Origin of the sequence: Paraburkholderia bengalensis (assembly GCF_037126505.1) — a bacterium.
Taxonomy (GTDB): Bacteria; Pseudomonadota; Gammaproteobacteria; order Burkholderiales; family Burkholderiaceae; genus Paraburkholderia; species Paraburkholderia bengalensis.
In genome coordinates this window covers 210,406-227,908 of sequence record NZ_JACFYJ010000001.1, presented here as the reverse complement: position 1 = coordinate 227,908, position 17,503 = coordinate 210,406, and the positions used below count along the sequence as shown (strand labels likewise).

Genomic DNA, 17,503 nt, shown 5'->3' with positions numbered 1-17,503 from the left:
TCCGGCCAGGAGCCAATTCGATGAATGCCATTTCTGCAGCAACCGTACTTCCGCATGATGTCGAGCAGGCACTGCTCGTCGGCCGTGTGTGGCGCAAGCTCGCCACGCCCACTGGCGAGCTGGAAGGTCCGTGTGTCGTGCTGGTGCGCAAGGGCGAAGTGCTGGACATCACAGCAAGCGCGCCGACGACCGCCGATCTTTTCGAGCGTGAAGATCTCGTTGCTTTCGCGCGCAGTGTGTCGGGCGAGTCGTTGGGTTCGGTGCACAAGCTGGTTGAAGCAACGCTGCGTCCCGGATCGACCGATGAGCCGCGCTTGCTCGCTCCGAGCGACGTACAGGCCATCAAGGCGTGCGGTGTGACCTTTGCCGTGAGCCTGATCGAGCGTGTCATCGAGGAGCAGGCGGGCGGCGATCCGGCGAAGGCACAGGAGGTGCGCGAAACCATTGCTGCAACCATTGGCACGGATCTGTCAAAGGTCCGCCCCGGCTCCGACGCGGCGACCAAACTCAAGGCCGAACTGGAGCGGCGCGGGGCGTGGTCGCAATACATGGAAGTCGGCATCGGCCCCGATGCAGAGGTGTTTTCGAAGTCGCAGCCGATGTCGGCTGTCGGTCTCGGCGCCGACGTTGGCTTGCTGGCAGCATCGAGCTGGAACAACCCCGAGCCGGAGATCGTGCTCGCCGTCAACAGCCGCGGCGAGATCGTCGGCGCGACGCTCGGCAACGACGTCAACCTGCGCGATATCGAAGGCCGCTCGGCGCTGCTGCTCGGCAAATGCAAGGACAACAATGCATCGTGTGCCATCGGTCCATTCGTGCGCCTTTTTGACGATACGTTCGATCTCGATACCGTGCGTCAAACCAGCGTGAGCCTGCGCGTGGACGGCGCAGACGATGATTTCGTGCTGGAGGGCGTGAGCCATATGAGCGAAATCAGCCGCGACCCGCAGGATCTCGTTTCGCAGACGTGCGGTGCTCACCACCAGTATCCCGACGGCTTCATGCTGTTTCTCGGCACGATGTTTTCGCCCATCAAGGATCGCGATACGCCCGGCGGCGGCTTTACGCATCACCTCGGCGATACAGTCACCATCTCGACGCGCGAACTGGGGGCGCTCGTGAACACGGTGCAGCTGAGTGTGGAGATTGCGCCGTGGACTTTCGGTGTGCGCGCGCTTTACCGCAATCTGGCGCAACGCGGACTGATGCACGCTGCCTGAAGTTCGTGAAATCCGCGCGCAGAAGCTGATGCGACGGCAACAATAGAGACGCGGGCGCCGCCCCGTCTCTGCGTTGCGCTTCGGCGTGCAGTGCGTGCGTTCGCGCAGACGCGTGTCCCTCGATACGGTTCGAGCCCAGATCCGCGACATTCTGAGAAAAACGGGCGCATCCGGCTGCGCGATTTTGAAGGGATCGTCGCGTTGTGCTCAACGATGCACACGGACGCCGACCTCACCGCTTCAGGCGTCCAACTCCTTGGCAAGCCGCTGGCTCGCTGAGCATGACCTCGATTACATTTGCGCGCCGATCATCCATGGCACGAATTCGTCGTCGCCGACGCCCAGTGCTTCGCTGCGGCTTTTTTCTCCGGACGCCACGCGCAGGATCGCCTGAAAAATCTCCTCGCCCTTTTCCTGGACGGTGACGCCGCCGTCCATGATGTCGCCGCAATTGATGTCCATGTCGTCGCGCATGCGGTCGTACATCTTCGTATTGGTGGCGAGCTTGATGGACGGCGCGGGCTTCGCGCCGAAGCATGAGCCGCGTCCTGTCGTGAACACGACCAGATTCGCGCCGCTTGCGATCTGTCCCGTCGCGCCCATCGGATCGTAGCCTGGTGCATCCATGAACACGAGTCCGTGCGTATCGACGGGCTCGGCATAGCGATACACGCCCATCAGCGGCGTCGAGCCGCTCTTTGCCACCGCGCCAAGCGACTTTTCCAGAATGGTCGTGAGCCCGCCCGCCTTGTTGCCCGGCGTCGGATTATTGTCGATGCTGCCTTTTTCCCGCTCCGCGTAGCCTTCCCACCAGTGAATGCGCTCGACGATCTTCTCGCCGACTTCGCGCGAGACGGCGCGCCGCGTCAACAGATGTTCTGCGCCGTAAATTTCAGGCGTCTCCGAGAGAATCGCGGTGCCGCCGTGCTGCACCAGCAGATCGACGGCCGCGCCAAGCGCGGGGTTCGCGGTGATACCCGAGTAGCCGTCCGAACCGCCGCATTGCAGCGCGATATTCAGATGCGATACGGGCAACGGCTCGCGCACGGCGCGGTTGGCATCGGGCAGCATTTTGTCGATGGCGGCGATCGCCGCGTCGATGGTGGCCTGCGTACCCCCGAGTTCCTGCATCACGAGCGGCACGACGGCCGGACCACTCTCGACATTCTGCGCGACGAACATCGCGCCCATCTGGTTCGCCTCGCAGCCGAGTCCGATTACGAGCACGCCCGCGAAGTTCGCATGCTTCACATAGCCGCCGAGCGTGCGGCGCAACTGCTGGATGCCTTCGCCGTTGTGGTCGATGCAGCAGCCGAAGCTATGCGTGATCGGGACGATGCCGTCGACATTCGGATAGTCGTCGAGCGCGCCGGGCATCGCGAAATGCTGCGCGACGCGCTTGGTGACGGTCGCCGAGCAGTTGACCGTGCTGACCACGCCGATGTAATTGCGCGTCGCCACGCGGCCGTCCGCGCGCCTGAAGCCCATGAAGGTAAGCGGCGCGCTTGGAGGATCGACGCGCTTTAAGTCGCTGCCGTACGCATAGTCGCGCTCGAACGAGCCTATCGACAGGTTATGTGTATGCACGTGTTCGCCCGCTGCGATGTCGCGCGTCGCGAAGCCGATGATCTGGCCGTAGCGCCGGATCGATTCACCCGTTGCAATGTCCCGCAATGCGATCTTGTGCGCGGCGGGGATGTCGTTGAGCACCGCGAGCGCGCCGAACTCGGCGAGCGCCGTGCCCGCCGCGAGCGCGTCGCGTGCGATCGCGACATCGTCCGCGTCGTGCAGTCTGAGCGCGCGCGACGACGGGTTGCCAAGCGTGTCGGGGAGCGTTGCCGAAAGCGTATCCATGCTGATCCTCCTGATACCTGTACTGCCGAGTTGACGTTGAAGGGCGCGCCCGTTCGTGGGGAACCGTATTGCCCGTCGATGATGCGATAGCGCATCGCCGCGGCGAAATTGGTCAGACCAAAAAACGACGTCGAACGACATCGCGCGCCGGCGCGCGCTAACCCGTGCGTATTTCGCATTCACGTGACGAACGCTTGTCGCTGCTAAAAATATAATTTATATTTTGTACGTACACGGCGACAGGAGGAGCAGTGAACAGTCCATTCGGTGACATCCAGATTCTGGATATGACCTACGATTTCGGGCGCTATGTCGGGCGCCTGTTTGCGGATCTCGGCGCGGCGGTCACGCGCATCGAGCCGCCGGGCGGCTTGCCCGACAGGCGGGCCGTGGAGGGCGACGATGCGCTGGCGCGCGCGGCGCGCGTGTATGAGTTCGAATTTCTCAACGCGAGCAAGCAAAGCCGCGAACTCGATCTGGAGGCGGACGCGGGACGCGAGGCGTTCGCCGTGGCGGCGCGCAGCGCGCAGGTCATTCTGCTCGAACGCGGCGGGCCGCTTTACGGGGAACTGGCGTGGGTGCGGGAGCAGGCGCCGTCGGCCGTCATCACGTCGATCTCGCCGTTCGGACACACGGGGCCGTGGGCCGATGCGCCCGCGACCGACCTCACGTTGCAGGCGGCGGGCGGCATTGCGTGGCTGTCGGGGCGTCCCGACGACGCGCCCTTGCGCCTGCCGGGCGCGCAGGCCACGATGATCGCCGGCGTGTACGCGGCGACGGCCACGTCGCTCGCGCTTTACGACAGCATCGCAACGGGGCGCGGCCATGACGTCGAGGTGTCGGTACAGGAGTGCATCGCGCATTCGCTGCAGAACTCGGTACAGATGTGGGACTTCGAGAAGAAGGTATCGATGCGTGGCGGCGAAGGCACGCGCGACGCGAGCGAAGACATGTTTGCCTGCAAGGACGGCCTGATCTTTCTGGCAGCGCCGCGTTCGCTCGGCGTGTCGTGGAACGCGCTGGTGCAATGGGTCGTCGAAACGGGCCATGCAGCAGGCGAGGAACTGACGAAGGAGCGCTGGGCCGATCGCGTGTGGCGCCTGTCGGGCGAGGCGAAGCGCATTCTGCGCGAGACGCTCGAATCGTTCACGCGCGACTACACCCAGGAAGAACTGACGCGCGAGGCGCTCGCGCGCAAGATCGTTATGGGACCCGTCGCGAAGGTGCTCGACGTGCTCGACGATCCGCAATTGCAGCATCGCGAGTACTTCACGACGCTTGAGCTTGCCCACGCGCGCGGTCGCGCGCGCTTTCCCGGCGCACCCTACCGGATGTCCGAACCCGTCTGGCAGGTGCGGCCCGCAGCGGCGTCCGATCAACAACAACCGGCCTGAACGATGCAATGAAACCCGACTTCCTGAAAGGCATTCGTTTCACCGATCTCACCTGGGCCGGCGCGGGGCCGTTCGGCACCAAGGTCTTCTCGGACTTCGGCGCGGAAGTGCTGAAGATCGAAAGCATCACACGGCCCGATTCCGTGCGCACGGCGGGCCCGTACAAGGACGGCGTGTTCGGCATCAACCGCAGCGGCTACTTCGCGTCGCGCAACACGGGCAAGAAGAGCATTGCGCTGAATCTGAAGATGGAAGAGGGCAAGCGCATCGTGCGCGAGCTGGTCGCGCAGTCCGATGTGGTGTCGAACAACTTCGGGCCCGGCGCGATGGATCGCTTCGGCTTCAGCTACGACGCGCTGCGCGAGATCAAACCGGACATCATCTATCTGTCGATGCCGATGTACGGACAGGACGGACCGCGCGCGAATCTGCTCGGCGTCGGCATGACGATCAGCGCCGTGACGAGCATCATGTGGCAGACGGCCTATGGCCCCGACGATCCCGTCGGACCGGGCACGCACTATCCGGATCACGCGGCGAATCCATATCACGCGGCATTCGCGGTGCTGGCCGCGCTTGCGTATCGCCGCAAGACCGGGCGCGGCATGAAGATCGATCTGTCGCAGGTGGAATCGACCATCAACTTTGTCGGGCCGTCGCTGGTCGAGGCGGCCGTGACGGGACGCGAGCCGCCGCAACTCGGCAACCGCAGCCGCAGCGACGCGCCGCACAACGTGTTCCGCGCGAAGGGCGACGATGCATGGGTCGCGATCAGCGTGACGGACGACGCGCAATGGCGCGCGCTCGCCGCGGCAATGGGCCGCGACGATCTCGCCGGCGACGCCGCGCTTGCCACTTGCGCGGGACGCCTTGCGGCGCTCGAATGCGTGGAGGCGGCTGTTGCGCAATGGACCCTGCGGAACGAGCCGGGCGCCATCGTCGCGATGCTGCGCAACGCGGGTCTCGCGGTCGCCGAGGTCGCGAGTTCGCGACAGCTCGTCGAAAGCGATCCGCAGCTCGCGCATCGCCGCTACTGGCAGCACGTCGCACATCCCGAGATCGGTTCGGCACTGCTCAATTCGCCGCCGTTTTTGATCGACGGCGAGCGCGTCGAGCTCGCGCGTCCGCCGTTGATGGGCGAGCACACGCATGAAGTGCTGGGCAGCCTGCTGCGCCTGTCGCCGCGGCAACTTCAGGAACTCGACGAACAGGGAGTGTTTTCATGAACGGATGGAAAGCGGCCCAGCCGTCGGGCGCATTGCGCCGCGCAGCCGCCGTGGTCGGCGTCGGCCACTCGGACTGGATGGGCGACTGGACGCGCGTTCGCAACGGCGAAAAGCCGACCGACAACTACGGCTACGGCGCGATCGCCTTTCGCGAAGCGCTTGCCGATGCGGGCATCGGCAAGGATGAAATCGACGGGCTGATCGCCGGTCCGACGACCGCTTACGAGCGTATGTCGGAGGTGCTCGGCATCGATCCGCGCTGGGGCGACCAGGCGGACGCCGTGCTGTCGGTCGCACAAGCGGTCACGGCGATTCAGGCCGGCCTCGCGGAAACCATTGCGCTGGTGTACGGCAACGATCAGCGCTCGGCGCAGATCCAGTATGGCGGCCCGCAGGCAATGGGCGGCGACGCGTTCCTGTCGTACGTCTATCATTCGCCGTGGGGGCTGACGTCGCAAGGTGCGCTGTATGCGCTGACGTTTCGCGCGTTTTGCGAGGCACGCGGCTTCGATCCGCTCGATCTTGGGCACGTCGCCGTCGCGCAGCGCGCATGGTCGTCGATGAATCCGAATGCGGTGATGCGCAAGCCCATCACGTTCGACGATTATCGCGAGGCGCGCCCGATCTGCGAGCCGCTGCGCCTGTTCGACTATTGCATGATCAACGACGGCGGCGTCGCGCTGATCGTCACCACCGCCGAGCGCGCGAAGCGCTTCGCGAAACCGCCCGTTTATATCGAAGCGCTTGGCAGGCGCGATCTGAATAGCGGCGCGACGAGCCTCGAACCGCGGCTCACTGACTTTTATCTCCCGGCGCAACAGGACTGCGCGCGCCAGGCGTATGACATGGCGGGCTTCGGACCGCAGGACATGGACCTGTTCCAGGTCTACGACAGTTTCTCCGTGCACGTGCCGCTCGCGCTCGAAGGCTATGGCTATTGCGCCGTCGGCGACGCCGGGCGCTTTCTGCGCGAGGCGGGGATTGGACCGAACGGGCGCCTGCCGACCAACACGGGCGGCGGCCATCTGTCCGAAAGCTACATGCAGGGCTGGGCGCATCAGATCGAATGCGTGCGGCAACTGCGCGGCGAATGCGGCGAGCGCCAGGTGCCCGATTGCCGCCATGCGCACTATACGTCCGACGTGGCGGGCAAGGCCGTGTCGATCATCTACAGCCGATAGGAGCCGTCATGACGGAAACCCGAGCCGAAACACCAAGGACGCCCGCACCCGTGATGGGCATGTACGACGTGCCGATGTGGCACAGCATCCGCGACGGTGCGATGCAGCTTCAGCATTGCGCGCCATGCGGCGCAACGCTGTATCCGCCCACGCCCGTCTGTCCTCATTGCTTGTCGGGCCGGCTCGAATGGAAGCGGGTGAGCGGGGGCGCAACGGTGCTGTCGTGGGCCGTCTTTCACAAGACCTATCTCGAAGCGTACCCCGCGCCCTATAACGTGGTTGCCGTACGTCTGGACGAAGGGCCCGTGATGGTGTCGAACCTCGAACCGCCGCTGCCGCAAGAAGGCTGGATCGGCAAGCGCGTGAAACTCATCTATGCGACGATGCCGGACGGGTTCGTGCTGCCGCGCTTCGTGATCGACGACGGGCCGCGGGCGTGACCGCGATCGCAGTCATCGCAGTCATCGCAGGCACCAAAGGCATCACACTACGACAACGATACGAGACATCATCAAATGACGGCGGTTGCAGGCTGGCGCGCGCAACCGTAAGGAGACGACCATGCGCTGGAAATCGCGCTATTGGGTGTACCTCATGCTCTTCGCCCTCGCGGCGATCAACTATCTGGATCGCGTCGCGCTGTCGGTATCGGCGGGTCGGATACAGACCGATCTTGGCATCGACAAGGTTCAGCTCGGCTACCTGTTCTCCTCGTTTCTGTGGGGCTATACCTTGTGCCTCGTGCCGATCGGGCTGATGGTGGACCGCTTCGGCGCGCGCAGCGTCACCGCGGCCAGCATGGCCGTATGGTCGGCGGCGACAGCGGTGACGGGCGCGGCCGTGTCGATGGGCGGCGTGATCGGGGCGCGCGTCGTGATGGGAATCGGCGAATCGTGCTGCTATCCCGCGGCGTCGCGGATCATCCGCGAATGGGTGCCCGCGAAAGAGCGCGCGACGGCCATGACGATCTTCAACTCGGGCGCGTACTTCGGCCCTGCGCTCGGCGCAGTCGGCCTGTCATGGCTCGTATCGGTGCTCGACTGGCGGCTCTCGTTCGTGGTGTGCGGCGTCGTCGGTTTTATCTGGCTCGCGGTATGGCTCATTTTCTTCAGACAGCCTGAGAACACCAGCTGGATTTCCGCTGAAGAACGGGCGACGATCCATCGCGAGCGCGAAACCGCGTCGCAGGCGCAGGGCGCCGCGGCGCCGCCCGTCGGGCTCGGCCGCCTGATCGGCTGCACGACGATGTGGGGGCTGATGCTCACGCAGGGCGCGGGCGCGTACACGCAGTATCTGTTCCTCACGTGGCTGCCCAACTATCTGCAGACGGAGCGCGGCATGACGCTGCTCAAGAGCGGCACCGTAATGGCGCTGCCGTACCTCGGATCGATTGTCGTATCGGTGGCGCTCGGCATTCTCAGCGACCGGCTGCTGACGCCGCAAGCAGTGGAAGCAGGGCGTCGCCGCATCGTGCTCGGCGCGGTCGTGCTGGGCGGCGCGACCATTCTGTTTGTGCCGTGGGTGTCGAGCATCGAAGCGATCCTGCTGCTGATCACAGTCGCGCTCGGCGCAGTGGCGACAGGCAACGCGCTGAACATGACCTTGCTTGGCGATCTGCTGCGCTCGAAGTCCGACCTCGGGCGCGCCACCGGCCTGTTGCTGATTGGCGGCAACGTGTTCGGCTTCATGGCGCCCATCGTCACGGGTTACGTCGTGAAGGCGACGGGACATTTCGACGCCGCATTCGCGGCTGCGGGCGGACTGCTGCTGATGGGCGCACTGTCGTCGTGGTTCTTCACGCGCTCGCCGATCGGCACGCGCGACGACGCATCCGGCGAGCGCATGCAAGAAGCGGTCGGGGGAGTGAAATGAGCACTGCCCACAACGAAAGCGCGCCGAAGCAGGCCGTGCCTCACAATCCCGTGCGGCCCGAATGGCTCGCGCTGCGCGAGGAGCCCGCGCTCGAACCCGGCCTGCCCATCGTCGATGCGCATCATCACTTGTGGGAGTTTCCGCACAAGTCGTATCGCACGCACGATCTGCTCGCCGACATCGCGAGCGGCCACGACATCCGCGCGACGGTGTTCGTCGAGTGCAAGACCCACTACGACGCCGACGCGCCCGCCGAACTCGCGTCGGCAGGGGAACTGCGCTTCGCCCTTGCCGAGTCGCTCGACGGGCAACGGCGCGGCGCGAAGACACGCGTTGCCGCTGCGCTGGTCGGCAACGCAGAGTTGGCGCTTGGCGCCGAGGTGGGGCGCGTGCTCGATCATCTGATTGACGTGGGGCAGGGGCGCTTGCGCGGCATCCGCAACATTGCCGTCTGGCATGCGCAAGTGCGCGCGTCCGCCGCGACGCCGCCCGCGCATCTGCTGCTCGACGCGACGTTCAGGGCCGGCGTCGCGCAACTCGAGCCGCGCGGCCTGAGCTTCGATGCATGGGCGATTCACACACAATTGCCCGAGCTGTCCGATCTCGCGGCGGCGTTGCCGCAAACGCGGATCGTCCTCAATCACGTGGGCGGCCCGCTTGGCCTCGGCCCGTATCGGGGACACCGCGACGACGTGTTCGCTGCATGGCGACGCGATGTTGCCGAACTCGCGCGTCGGCCGAACGTCTTCGTGAAGCTGGGAGGCTTCGGCATGCCGCTGTTCGGTTTCGATTTCGAGCGCGATGCCGTGCCGCCCGATTCCGCCTCCATCGCGGAGAAGCTGCGTCCGTATGTCGAAACCTGCATCGATGTGTTTAGCGCATCGCGCTGCATGTTCGAAAGCAACTTCCCCGTCGACAAGGGCAGCTTCGGCTACGGCGTGATGTGGAACGCGTACAAGCGCCTCGCGGCAGGCGCGAGCGACGCCGAAAAGCGCGCGCTCTTTCACGACACGGCGGCGCATTTTTACCGGCTCGAAAGCTGATACATGCAATGCCAACGTTGTGTCGCCCCGGTTGGAGGCGACACAACAAATTCAGTAGAGCTATATAAGCGTTCCGCTGACGGAGACGCGCGCGCGCAATAATAATATTTTGCTTCGATGCAAAATATAAAAAATATGGACAGCCTGTTTCCTAAATATATAATGCATCGAAACGGACCTGCAGGATTCCAGAACACAGGAGACGCAAGTGAACGTGCAGAAGATCGGCAACACCGAAATCCGCAAGGTCGATGAAATCAGCCGCATGGCGCTCGACGCCAACTGGCTGTTCCCGTCGATCGACGAGCAGGTCGTCGAAGCGAACCGCGACTGGCTCGGCCCGAATCTGGTCGAACCCGGTTCGACGCGGCTCTATATGAGCTTTCACAGCTACGTGGTGCGCACGCGCCATCACACCATTCTCGTCGACGCGTGTAACGGCAACCACAAGCAGCGTCCGTCGATGCCCGCATGGAACGACCTGAACACGCCGTATCTGCATAACCTGGCGGCGATCGGCGTGCGGCCCGAAGAGATCGACATCGTGCTGTGCACGCATCTGCACGCGGACCACGTGGGCTGGAACACGCGTCTCGACAACGGCCGCTGGGTGCCGACCTTTCCGAATGCGCGCTATCTGATGGCGCGCGTCGAGTTCGACTATCTGCTGAATCTTCATCGCACGCAGCCGCAAACGCCCGTGAACCGCGGCTCGTTCGAAGATAGCGTGCTGCCCATCGTCGAACACGGACGCGCTGACATGGTGGAGCTCGACCACGTCGTCGAGCAGGAACTGGGCGAGGGCGTCTGGCTGACGCCCGCATGCGGGCACACGCCCGGCCACGTCTTCGTCAACGTCGGCTCGCACGGGCGCGAGCGCGCGGTCTTCACGGGCGATGTGATCCACCACGCGATCCAGTTCGCCGAACCGTCGCTGACCAACCTCGCCGACTACGACAAGCAGCAGGCCTACGACACCCGGCTCGCCGTGATGCGCCGCTACGCGGATACCGACACGCTGCTGATGACGGGGCATTTCCCTTCGCCGACGGCGGGCCGCATCGTCAGTCACGGGGACCGCTTCCGTTTCGCCTTCGAGGGCGCCTGACGCGCCGCGCACCGTACCGCGGCCACGCAGCGGACAGACCGGACGGTGTCGTTCACGCGGCCTGTGCGCCATCATGCGGGCGCCCGCGCGGCGACCCGTCATCGCACCCACGCCGTCGGCATGCGTCGGCATGAATAAACAAGGAGACAGGGTATGAGCAGTGAGAGGCTGAAGACGATCGCGAGCCGCGCGTTGTGCGCCGCCGCGCTGTGCGGCGCAGCGTGGTCCGCGCACGCGCAGGAGACGATGAAGATCGGCGTGATCGCTTCGCTTTCCGGCGGCGGCACCGCGTGGGGCCTCGGCTTGCAGCGCGGCGTGCAGATCGCCGCCGACCAGGTCAACGCGGCGGGCGGGCTGAAGCTCGCGGGCAAGACCTATAAGCTCGAAGTCGTTGCCTATGACGACCAGTACAACGCTGCGCAGGCGAAGACGGCCGCCGATCGCCTCGTGAACCGCGATCAGGTGAAGGTGATTTTCGGACCGGTCGGATCGCCGGGCGCACTCGGCTCGCTGCCCGTCACGGAACCGGCGAAGGTACTGCAGTTCGTCGACGGTTACGCGCCGCAGATTCTGCGCAACCAGTGGAACGGCGCGTATGTGTTTCGCGTCAACAACAGCACACAGGAGTTCTCCGAGCCGATCGTGCAATGGCTGCACAAGTTCGCGCCTAACGCCAAGAAGATCGGCATGATCGCGCCGAACGACGCAACCGGCCAGTCGGGCGTGCCGATCCTCACCAACGCGTACAAGAAGAACGGCTTCGACGTATGGACCGATTCTTACGAGCGCGGCACGAAGGAATTCACACCGCTGCTGCTGCGCATGATGGCTCAAAACGTCGACGTGTTCGATCTGAACGCCAACGCGCCCGGCGAAGCAGGGCTGCTCGTCAAGCAGGCGCGTCAGGTGGGCTACAAGGGCATCATCATCCAGTCCGGCGGCGCGGGTATCGACGAGCTGATCCAGATTGCCGGCCCGCTTGCGAACGGCATGCTCAAGTACGACGTGATCGACGAGTCGCTGCCGCGCGTGAAGCCGTTCGTCGCGGCCTATCAGCAGAAGTACACGGGCGTGATGAACGGACTTGCGCCCGTCTACTACAACGCCGCCAGTATCCTGTTCGAAGCAATGCGCCGCGCGGATTCGACGGACACCACGCAGATCCGCGACCAGATCGAAAAGATGACGGGCTACGACGCGCCGATCTTCGGCAAGGTGGTCTGGACGGGCAAAAAGGACTACGGCGTCGATCATCAGTTGCTGCATACCTTTGTCATCAAGGAAGTGGAGAACGGCAAGGCAAGCGTGAAGGCCGTCATTACGCCTTGACGTGCGCCTTGACGTGCGCCTTGGCGCACGCGTCGAGGCGATGCAGCCGGGCGCATCCGCGCCCTCCAACGACGACATTGCGGAGCAATTCATGTTCACTCCTGCCGTGCTAGGACAGATCTTCGTCGACGGCCTTGGCCTGAGCGCGATCTATGTGCTGATCGCGCTCGGCTTCACGCTACTGTTCGGCATCATGCGCGTGGTGAATTTCGCGCATGGCGCGTTCGCCATGCTGGGCGGCTATACGCTTTATTACTTCTACGGCGGTTTTGGCCTGCCGTACCTGGTGGCCGCGCCGCTTGCGGCGCTCGTCGTGGCATGCGTCGGGCTGATCTTCGAGCGCGTCGTCTACCGCTTCTTCTATCAGCGGATGTTCCAGAGCATGATCGGCCTGCTCGGACTCGACATGGCGATCATGTACATGGCCGTGATCGTCTGGAACGCGCAGGAGCGCTCCGTGCCGCCGAGCACCGACGCGCTGCTGCAACTCGGCGCGCTGGTCGTGCCGGAGCAGAAACTGGTGATCGCTGCCATCGCCGCCGTCGCGCTGCTCGCGTTCTATCTGTTCACGCATTACTCTCGCTATGGACTCGCGATGCGCGCGGCCGCACAGGACGTGGCGATCGCGGAGGCCCAAGGCGTCAACAGCACCGCGATCTACCGGCTCGCGTTCTTCATCGCGATCTTCATGGCGGCACTGGCGGGCGGCTTCTACGCGCAGACCTATGCGCTGTCCCCATTCGTCGGCGAGCCGCAACTGATGATCGCCTTCGTCGTGGTTATCCTGGGCGGCATGGGCAGCATTCCGGGCGTGGCGCTCGGCAGCTTGCTGCTTGGTCTCGCGAACAGCTTTCTCGGCACGTTCTACGGCAGCGCGGCGTCGATCTTCGTGTCGTTCGGCGCCGTGATCGTGCTGCTCGTCTTTCGCCCATGGGGCCTACTCGGAACGAAAGAAGCATGAGCAAAACATCGACTCTCGAATCCGCGCCGCAGCGCCCGTTCGCTTCCCGCGAAGCGGCCGCCGGCCCCTTGCAGCGGCCCGCGCGCCGTTGGCTCGCGCATCCCGCTGTGGTCGCTGTCGTGGTAGCGGCGTTGATCGCGCTGCCGCTGTTTGCGCAGGACAAGTTCATCTTGTCCATTGCGGTGACGACCTGCATCACCGCGATCGCCGCCGCCTCGCTGCATCTGATCGTGCGCACGGGCCACGTGTCGCTCGGCCATGCGGCCTTCATGGGCATCGGCGCATACGTGTCGGCGCTCGCGACGATGCACCTCGACTTGCCCTTTCCGCTCGCGATGTGTCTTGCGTTCGTCGCGCCCGCGCTGCTCGCGCTGGTGGTCGGTCCCGTCGTGTTGCGGCTGACGGGCAAGTACTTCGTGCTGGTCACGTTCCTGTTCGGCGAGATCGTGCGCACGGTGTTCGTGAACTGGACGAGCGTGACGGGCGGATCGAACGGCATTTTCGGCGTGCCCGCGCCGAGCGAGTTCTTCTCGCAGCCCGTGCCGTTCTATTACCTCACGTGCGGATTCGCGATCGTAATCGTCGGCGTGATCGGGCGGCTGCTCGCGTCGGAGACGGGGCGCACCATCGACGCGCTGCGCGAGAGCGAGGCGCTCGCGCGCTGCTCGGGCGTACCCGTGCTCGCGACCAAAGTGTCGATCTTCGTGCTCGGCTGCGGCATCGCGGGCATGGCGGGCGCGCTTCAGGGGCACTTCGTGCACTACATCGATCCGACTTCGTTCGCGCTGGAGCAATCGCTCAATCTCGTCGTCATCAACGTGATCGGCGGCATGTACACGTTGATCGGGCCGATCGTCGGCACGCTGTTCGTCGTGCTGCTGCCTGAGTTCCTGCGCGGCTATGTCGAACTGCAGCATGTGTTCTTCGGCATCGTTCTGATACTCGTGATGGCGTTCTTCTCGGGCGGTATCGCGGATGCCGGCGCACTGCTCAAACGGATGATGGGCGAGCGAACGCAAAGGGGAGGCGCGCGATGAGCAACACGTTGCTGAAAATCGAAAATCTGTCGCGCCATTTCGGCGGTCTTGCGGCGGTGTCCGAGCTGAACTTTCACGTCGGTGAGCACGAGATTCTCGGCATCATCGGACCGAACGGCGCGGGCAAGACGACTGCGATCAATCTGGTGAGCGGCGTGATCCGGCCGAGCGGCGGGCGCGTGCTGTTCGACGGCGAAGACATCACCGGGCTGCTGCCGCACGTGCTGGCGCGCAAAGGCCTCGTGCGCACCTTCCAGTCGACGACGGTCTATGGCTCGCAAACGGTCTACGAGAACGCCGTGCGCGGTGCGTATCTCGGCCTGTATCCGGGCTTCGTCGCGGCGTTCTTCAATACGCGCCGCGCTCGCCGGCTGCGCGAGGACACTGCGCGGCGCGTGGGCGAACTGCTCGACTGGCTGAATCTGTCGGAGGTTGCCCACCTGCAGGCGGGCAGTCTGCCATACGGCTACCAGAAGACGCTCGGCATGGTCATCTCGCTCGCAGCGCAGCCGCGCATCGTGATGCTCGACGAGCCCGTCGCGGGGCTGAGCGCGGAAGAGGCGGACCATGTGCGCGACACGATCCTCAAGATACGCGCGCGCGGTATCACGGTGATCGTGATCGATCACAACATCCGCTTCATGAAGGGTCTGTGCGATCGCGTGATGGCGATGAACCAGGGGCACGAACTGACTACGGGCGCGCCGCTCGACGTGCTGGCCAATCCGAAAGTGATCGAAGCATATCTGGGGAGAGGCCATGCCGCAGCTCACCGTATCTGATCTGAACGTGCGCTATGGGCGCGTGATCGGCACGCACGACGTGTCGTTCTCCGTCGAGGCAGGCGAGATCTTCGCGCTCGTCGGCAGCAACGGCGCGGGCAAGAGCAGCGCGATCAAGGCGATTCTCGGCATGGCGCCGAGCACGTCGGGTTCGATCACGTTCGAAGGCGTCGAATTGCGCGGCCTGAAGACGAGCGAAATCGTCCGGCGCGGCATTGCGTTGTCGCCTGAAGGGCGGCGTGTGTTTCCGCAACTGTCGGTGGCCGAGAACCTGCGCATGGGCGCCTTCACGCGCACGCGCGACGAGGCGCAGCAGCGCGCCGAGCAGATCTATCGCTACTTTCCGCGCCTCAAGGAGCGCTTCCGGCAACATGCGGCGAGCCTGAGCGGCGGCGAGCAGCAGATGCTCGCGATCGGCCGCGCGTTGATGTCGAGGCCGAGGCTGTTCCTGCTGGACGAGCCTTCGCTCGGCCTTGCGCCTATCGTGGTCGAGCGCATCGGCGACGTGCTCGACGAAGTCCGCCGCGAAGAGAGGCTCACTGTGATACTCGCCGAGCAGAACGCGCACTGGGCGATGCACCTCGCGTCGCGCGCGGTGATCTTCGAACTGGGGCGCTCGGTGAACACGGGGCCGACGGGCGATCTGCTGAAAGACCCTGCCGTGCAGAGCGCGTACCTCGGCGTCTGAACCGCTTCGCGCGCGACCATCAACCTTGTCGGTTTGAACCGGTTTGAAGCGGTTTGAAGCGGTTCAAACCGATCCAGAACTGGCCGGCTTCGCCGGGCGGCACGAGACCACTCATGAAGAAGATCCTCAACGAACCTCTCGCGTATGTCGATGAAATGCTCGATGGCCTGTGCCTCGCGCATCCCGACGTGTATCGCCGCGCGGGCGAAAGCGGCCGCGTAATCGCACGCGCGGCGCCCGCCCGCGAGGGCAAGGTAGGCGTCGTGTCCGGCGGCGGCTCCGGCCATTTGCCGCTGTTCACGGGCTACGTCGGCACGGGGCTGCTCGATGCGTGTGCGATCGGCAACGTGTTCGCCGGGCCGACCGTCGGCGATTGCATCGATGCGATGCGCGAAGCCGATCACGGCGCGGGCGTGCTGCGCCTCTATGGCAACTATGGCGGCGACCGCATGAACTTCGACATGGCGGGCGAGCTGGCCGAACTCGACGGCCTCGAAAGCACGACGGTGCTCGTGACGGACGATGTCGCGAGTGCGTCGGCGCAAGAGAGCGCGAAGCGCAGAGGCGTCGCGGGCGTCGTCTACGCGTACCGTTTCGCGGGAGCGAAAGCGGAACAGGAGGGCGCGTCGCTTGCCGACGTGACGGCGGTCGCGCGCAAGGCGGTGGCAGGCTGCCGCTCGATCGGCGTCGCGCTCACACCGTGCATCGTGCCCGAAGTGGGCAAGCCGGGCTTCACGATCGACGACGGCGAAATCGAAATGGGCATGGGCATTCACGGCGAACCGGGCTTGTGGCGCGGCCCGCTGAAGCGCGCCGATGCGCTCGTGCAGGAGATGCTCGAACGTCTCCTCTCGGACCTCGATACCGCGCGCGGCGAGCGCGTGTCGGTGCTGGTGAACTCGCTCGGCGCGACGCCGTACGAAGAGCTTTACATCGTGTTTCGCGCGGTCGCGCGCGAGTTGCAGACGCGCGGCCTGCAGATCGTGCAGCCGCTCGTCGGACGCTATGCGACGTCGATGGAAATGACGGGCGTGTCGTTGACTATCCAGCGGCTCGACAGCGAACTGGAATGGCTGCTGCACGCACCCGCCGTTTCGCCTTTCTGGAGAGCATGACGATGGCGCTCACGATCGAAGTCGCGGATCACGCGCTGCGCCGGTGGGCCGATGTGCTCGATGCCGCTGCGCCCGAGCTGAACCGGCTGGATGGGCAGCTTGGCGATGGCGATCTCGGCGCGACGCTGGCGCGCTGCGCGTCCAACGTGCGCAGCGCGCTCGACGCGGGCCCGCATGCGGATCTCGGCGCGCTCTTCAAGGCTTGTGCGCAAGCGACCGCGCGGGCATCCGGCTCCAGCTTCGGCACCTTGCTCACCGTCGCGTTCATGACGCTCGCGCGCAATCTGGCGGGCGCGGCGTCGCTCGACTGGCGTGCGCTGCCGGCGCAGGTGAAGGCGGCGAGCGACGCGATTGCGCAGCGCGGCGGCGCGGTGCCCGGCGACAAGACGGTGCTCGATACGCTGATCGCCACACACGATGCCATCGCGGGACTCGACGATCCACGCGCGCAACATGCGGCGGCCACGGCGGCTGTCGACGCAGCGATCGTCACGTTTCGCGGCCGGCCGAACCGCATCGGACGCGCGCGCATGTTCGCCGAGCGTTCAGTGGGCCTCGATGATCCCGGCATGATCGCGTTTCGCCATATGCTGGCGAGTCTCGCGTCGGACCACGCGGCGTGAGCGATTTGCACCAAGATACGTAGGGCACGACCTTGGTGCCAACAACCGAAGGCCGCGCGTTCCGCGCGCG

16 protein-coding genes are annotated in these 17,503 nt (G+C 65.0%); 15 read left to right on the top strand and 1 reads right to left on the bottom strand.

Annotated features, from left to right (window positions below; all coding sequences use genetic code 11):
- Window positions 1-20: 20 nt before the first annotated feature.
- Entirely contained in the window at window positions 21-1,220 is a 1,200-nt protein-coding gene (locus H3V53_RS01060; protein WP_336596317.1) for a fumarylacetoacetate hydrolase family protein, read from the top strand.
- Between the two features lie 291 nt (window positions 1,221-1,511).
- On the opposite strand, the gene H3V53_RS01055 is transcribed toward H3V53_RS01060, so the two are convergent.
- The gene (locus H3V53_RS01055) at window positions 1,512-3,074 is read right to left on the bottom strand and encodes a UxaA family hydrolase (protein ID WP_336596316.1); all 1,563 of its coding nucleotides are present in this window, start codon (window positions 3,072-3,074) and stop codon (window positions 1,512-1,514) included.
- Window positions 3,075-3,325: 251 nt separating this feature from the next.
- On the opposite strand from H3V53_RS01055, the gene H3V53_RS01050 reads away from it, so the two are divergent.
- The 14 genes from H3V53_RS01050 to H3V53_RS00985 all read left to right on the top strand — a co-directional run bounded on the left by H3V53_RS01050 (window position 3,326) and on the right by H3V53_RS00985 (window position 17,433).
- A complete protein-coding gene (locus H3V53_RS01050; RefSeq protein ID WP_336596315.1) occupies window positions 3,326-4,468 on the top strand; it encodes a CoA transferase in 1,143 nt (380 codons plus the stop codon).
- A gap of 8 nt (window positions 4,469-4,476) precedes the next feature.
- Window positions 4,477-5,694, top strand: coding sequence for a CaiB/BaiF CoA transferase family protein (locus H3V53_RS01045; RefSeq protein WP_336596314.1), 1,218 nt, complete (start codon window positions 4,477-4,479; stop codon window positions 5,692-5,694).
- Window positions 5,691-6,875 carry a thiolase family protein gene (locus tag H3V53_RS01040; protein WP_336596313.1) on the top strand — a complete coding sequence of 395 codons (1,185 nt, stop codon included), beginning with the start codon at window positions 5,691-5,693 and terminating at the stop codon, window positions 6,873-6,875. Before H3V53_RS01045 ends, H3V53_RS01040 begins: the two co-directional genes overlap by 4 nt.
- A gap of 8 nt (window positions 6,876-6,883) precedes the next feature.
- Entirely contained in the window at window positions 6,884-7,315 is a 432-nt protein-coding gene (locus H3V53_RS01035; protein WP_336596312.1) for a Zn-ribbon domain-containing OB-fold protein, read from the top strand.
- A 121-nt stretch (window positions 7,316-7,436) separates the two neighbouring features.
- Window positions 7,437-8,747 carry an MFS transporter gene (locus H3V53_RS01030; RefSeq protein WP_336596311.1) on the top strand — a complete coding sequence of 437 codons (1,311 nt, stop codon included), beginning with the start codon at window positions 7,437-7,439 and terminating at the stop codon, window positions 8,745-8,747.
- Window positions 8,744-9,790: an amidohydrolase family protein gene (locus H3V53_RS01025; RefSeq protein WP_336596310.1), complete on the top strand. Its 1,047-nt coding sequence runs from the start codon at window positions 8,744-8,746 to the stop codon at window positions 9,788-9,790. Before H3V53_RS01030 ends, H3V53_RS01025 begins: the two co-directional genes overlap by 4 nt.
- A 208-nt stretch (window positions 9,791-9,998) precedes the next feature.
- Complete coding sequence (locus H3V53_RS01020; protein ID WP_336596309.1) at window positions 9,999-10,898, top strand: MBL fold metallo-hydrolase; 900 nt, start codon at window positions 9,999-10,001, stop codon at window positions 10,896-10,898.
- Between the two features lie 153 nt (window positions 10,899-11,051).
- Window positions 11,052-12,227 (top strand): ABC transporter substrate-binding protein, encoded by a 1,176-nt coding sequence (locus H3V53_RS01015; protein WP_054925994.1) that lies wholly within the window; start codon window positions 11,052-11,054, stop codon window positions 12,225-12,227.
- A 91-nt stretch (window positions 12,228-12,318) separates the two neighbouring features.
- Window positions 12,319-13,188 (top strand): branched-chain amino acid ABC transporter permease, encoded by an 870-nt coding sequence (locus H3V53_RS01010; protein WP_336596308.1) that lies wholly within the window; start codon window positions 12,319-12,321, stop codon window positions 13,186-13,188.
- Window positions 13,185-14,225 (top strand): branched-chain amino acid ABC transporter permease, encoded by a 1,041-nt coding sequence (locus tag H3V53_RS01005; RefSeq protein WP_336596307.1) that lies wholly within the window; start codon window positions 13,185-13,187, stop codon window positions 14,223-14,225. Before H3V53_RS01010 ends, H3V53_RS01005 begins: the two co-directional genes overlap by 4 nt.
- Entirely contained in the window at window positions 14,222-15,007 is a 786-nt protein-coding gene (locus H3V53_RS01000; RefSeq protein ID WP_336596306.1) for an ABC transporter ATP-binding protein, read from the top strand. The genes H3V53_RS01005 and H3V53_RS01000 overlap by 4 nt, the downstream gene beginning before the upstream one ends.
- Window positions 14,985-15,695, top strand: a complete 711-nt coding sequence (locus H3V53_RS00995; protein WP_336596305.1) for an ABC transporter ATP-binding protein — start codon at window positions 14,985-14,987, stop codon at window positions 15,693-15,695. The genes H3V53_RS01000 and H3V53_RS00995 overlap by 23 nt, the downstream gene beginning before the upstream one ends.
- A gap of 113 nt (window positions 15,696-15,808) precedes the next feature.
- Entirely contained in the window at window positions 15,809-16,810 is a 1,002-nt protein-coding gene (locus H3V53_RS00990) for a dihydroxyacetone kinase subunit DhaK (RefSeq protein ID WP_336596304.1), read from the top strand.
- Window positions 16,807-17,433, top strand: a complete 627-nt coding sequence (locus H3V53_RS00985) for a DAK2 domain-containing protein (protein ID WP_336596303.1) — start codon at window positions 16,807-16,809, stop codon at window positions 17,431-17,433. Before H3V53_RS00990 ends, H3V53_RS00985 begins: the two co-directional genes overlap by 4 nt.
- Window positions 17,434-17,503 lie beyond the last annotated feature (70 nt).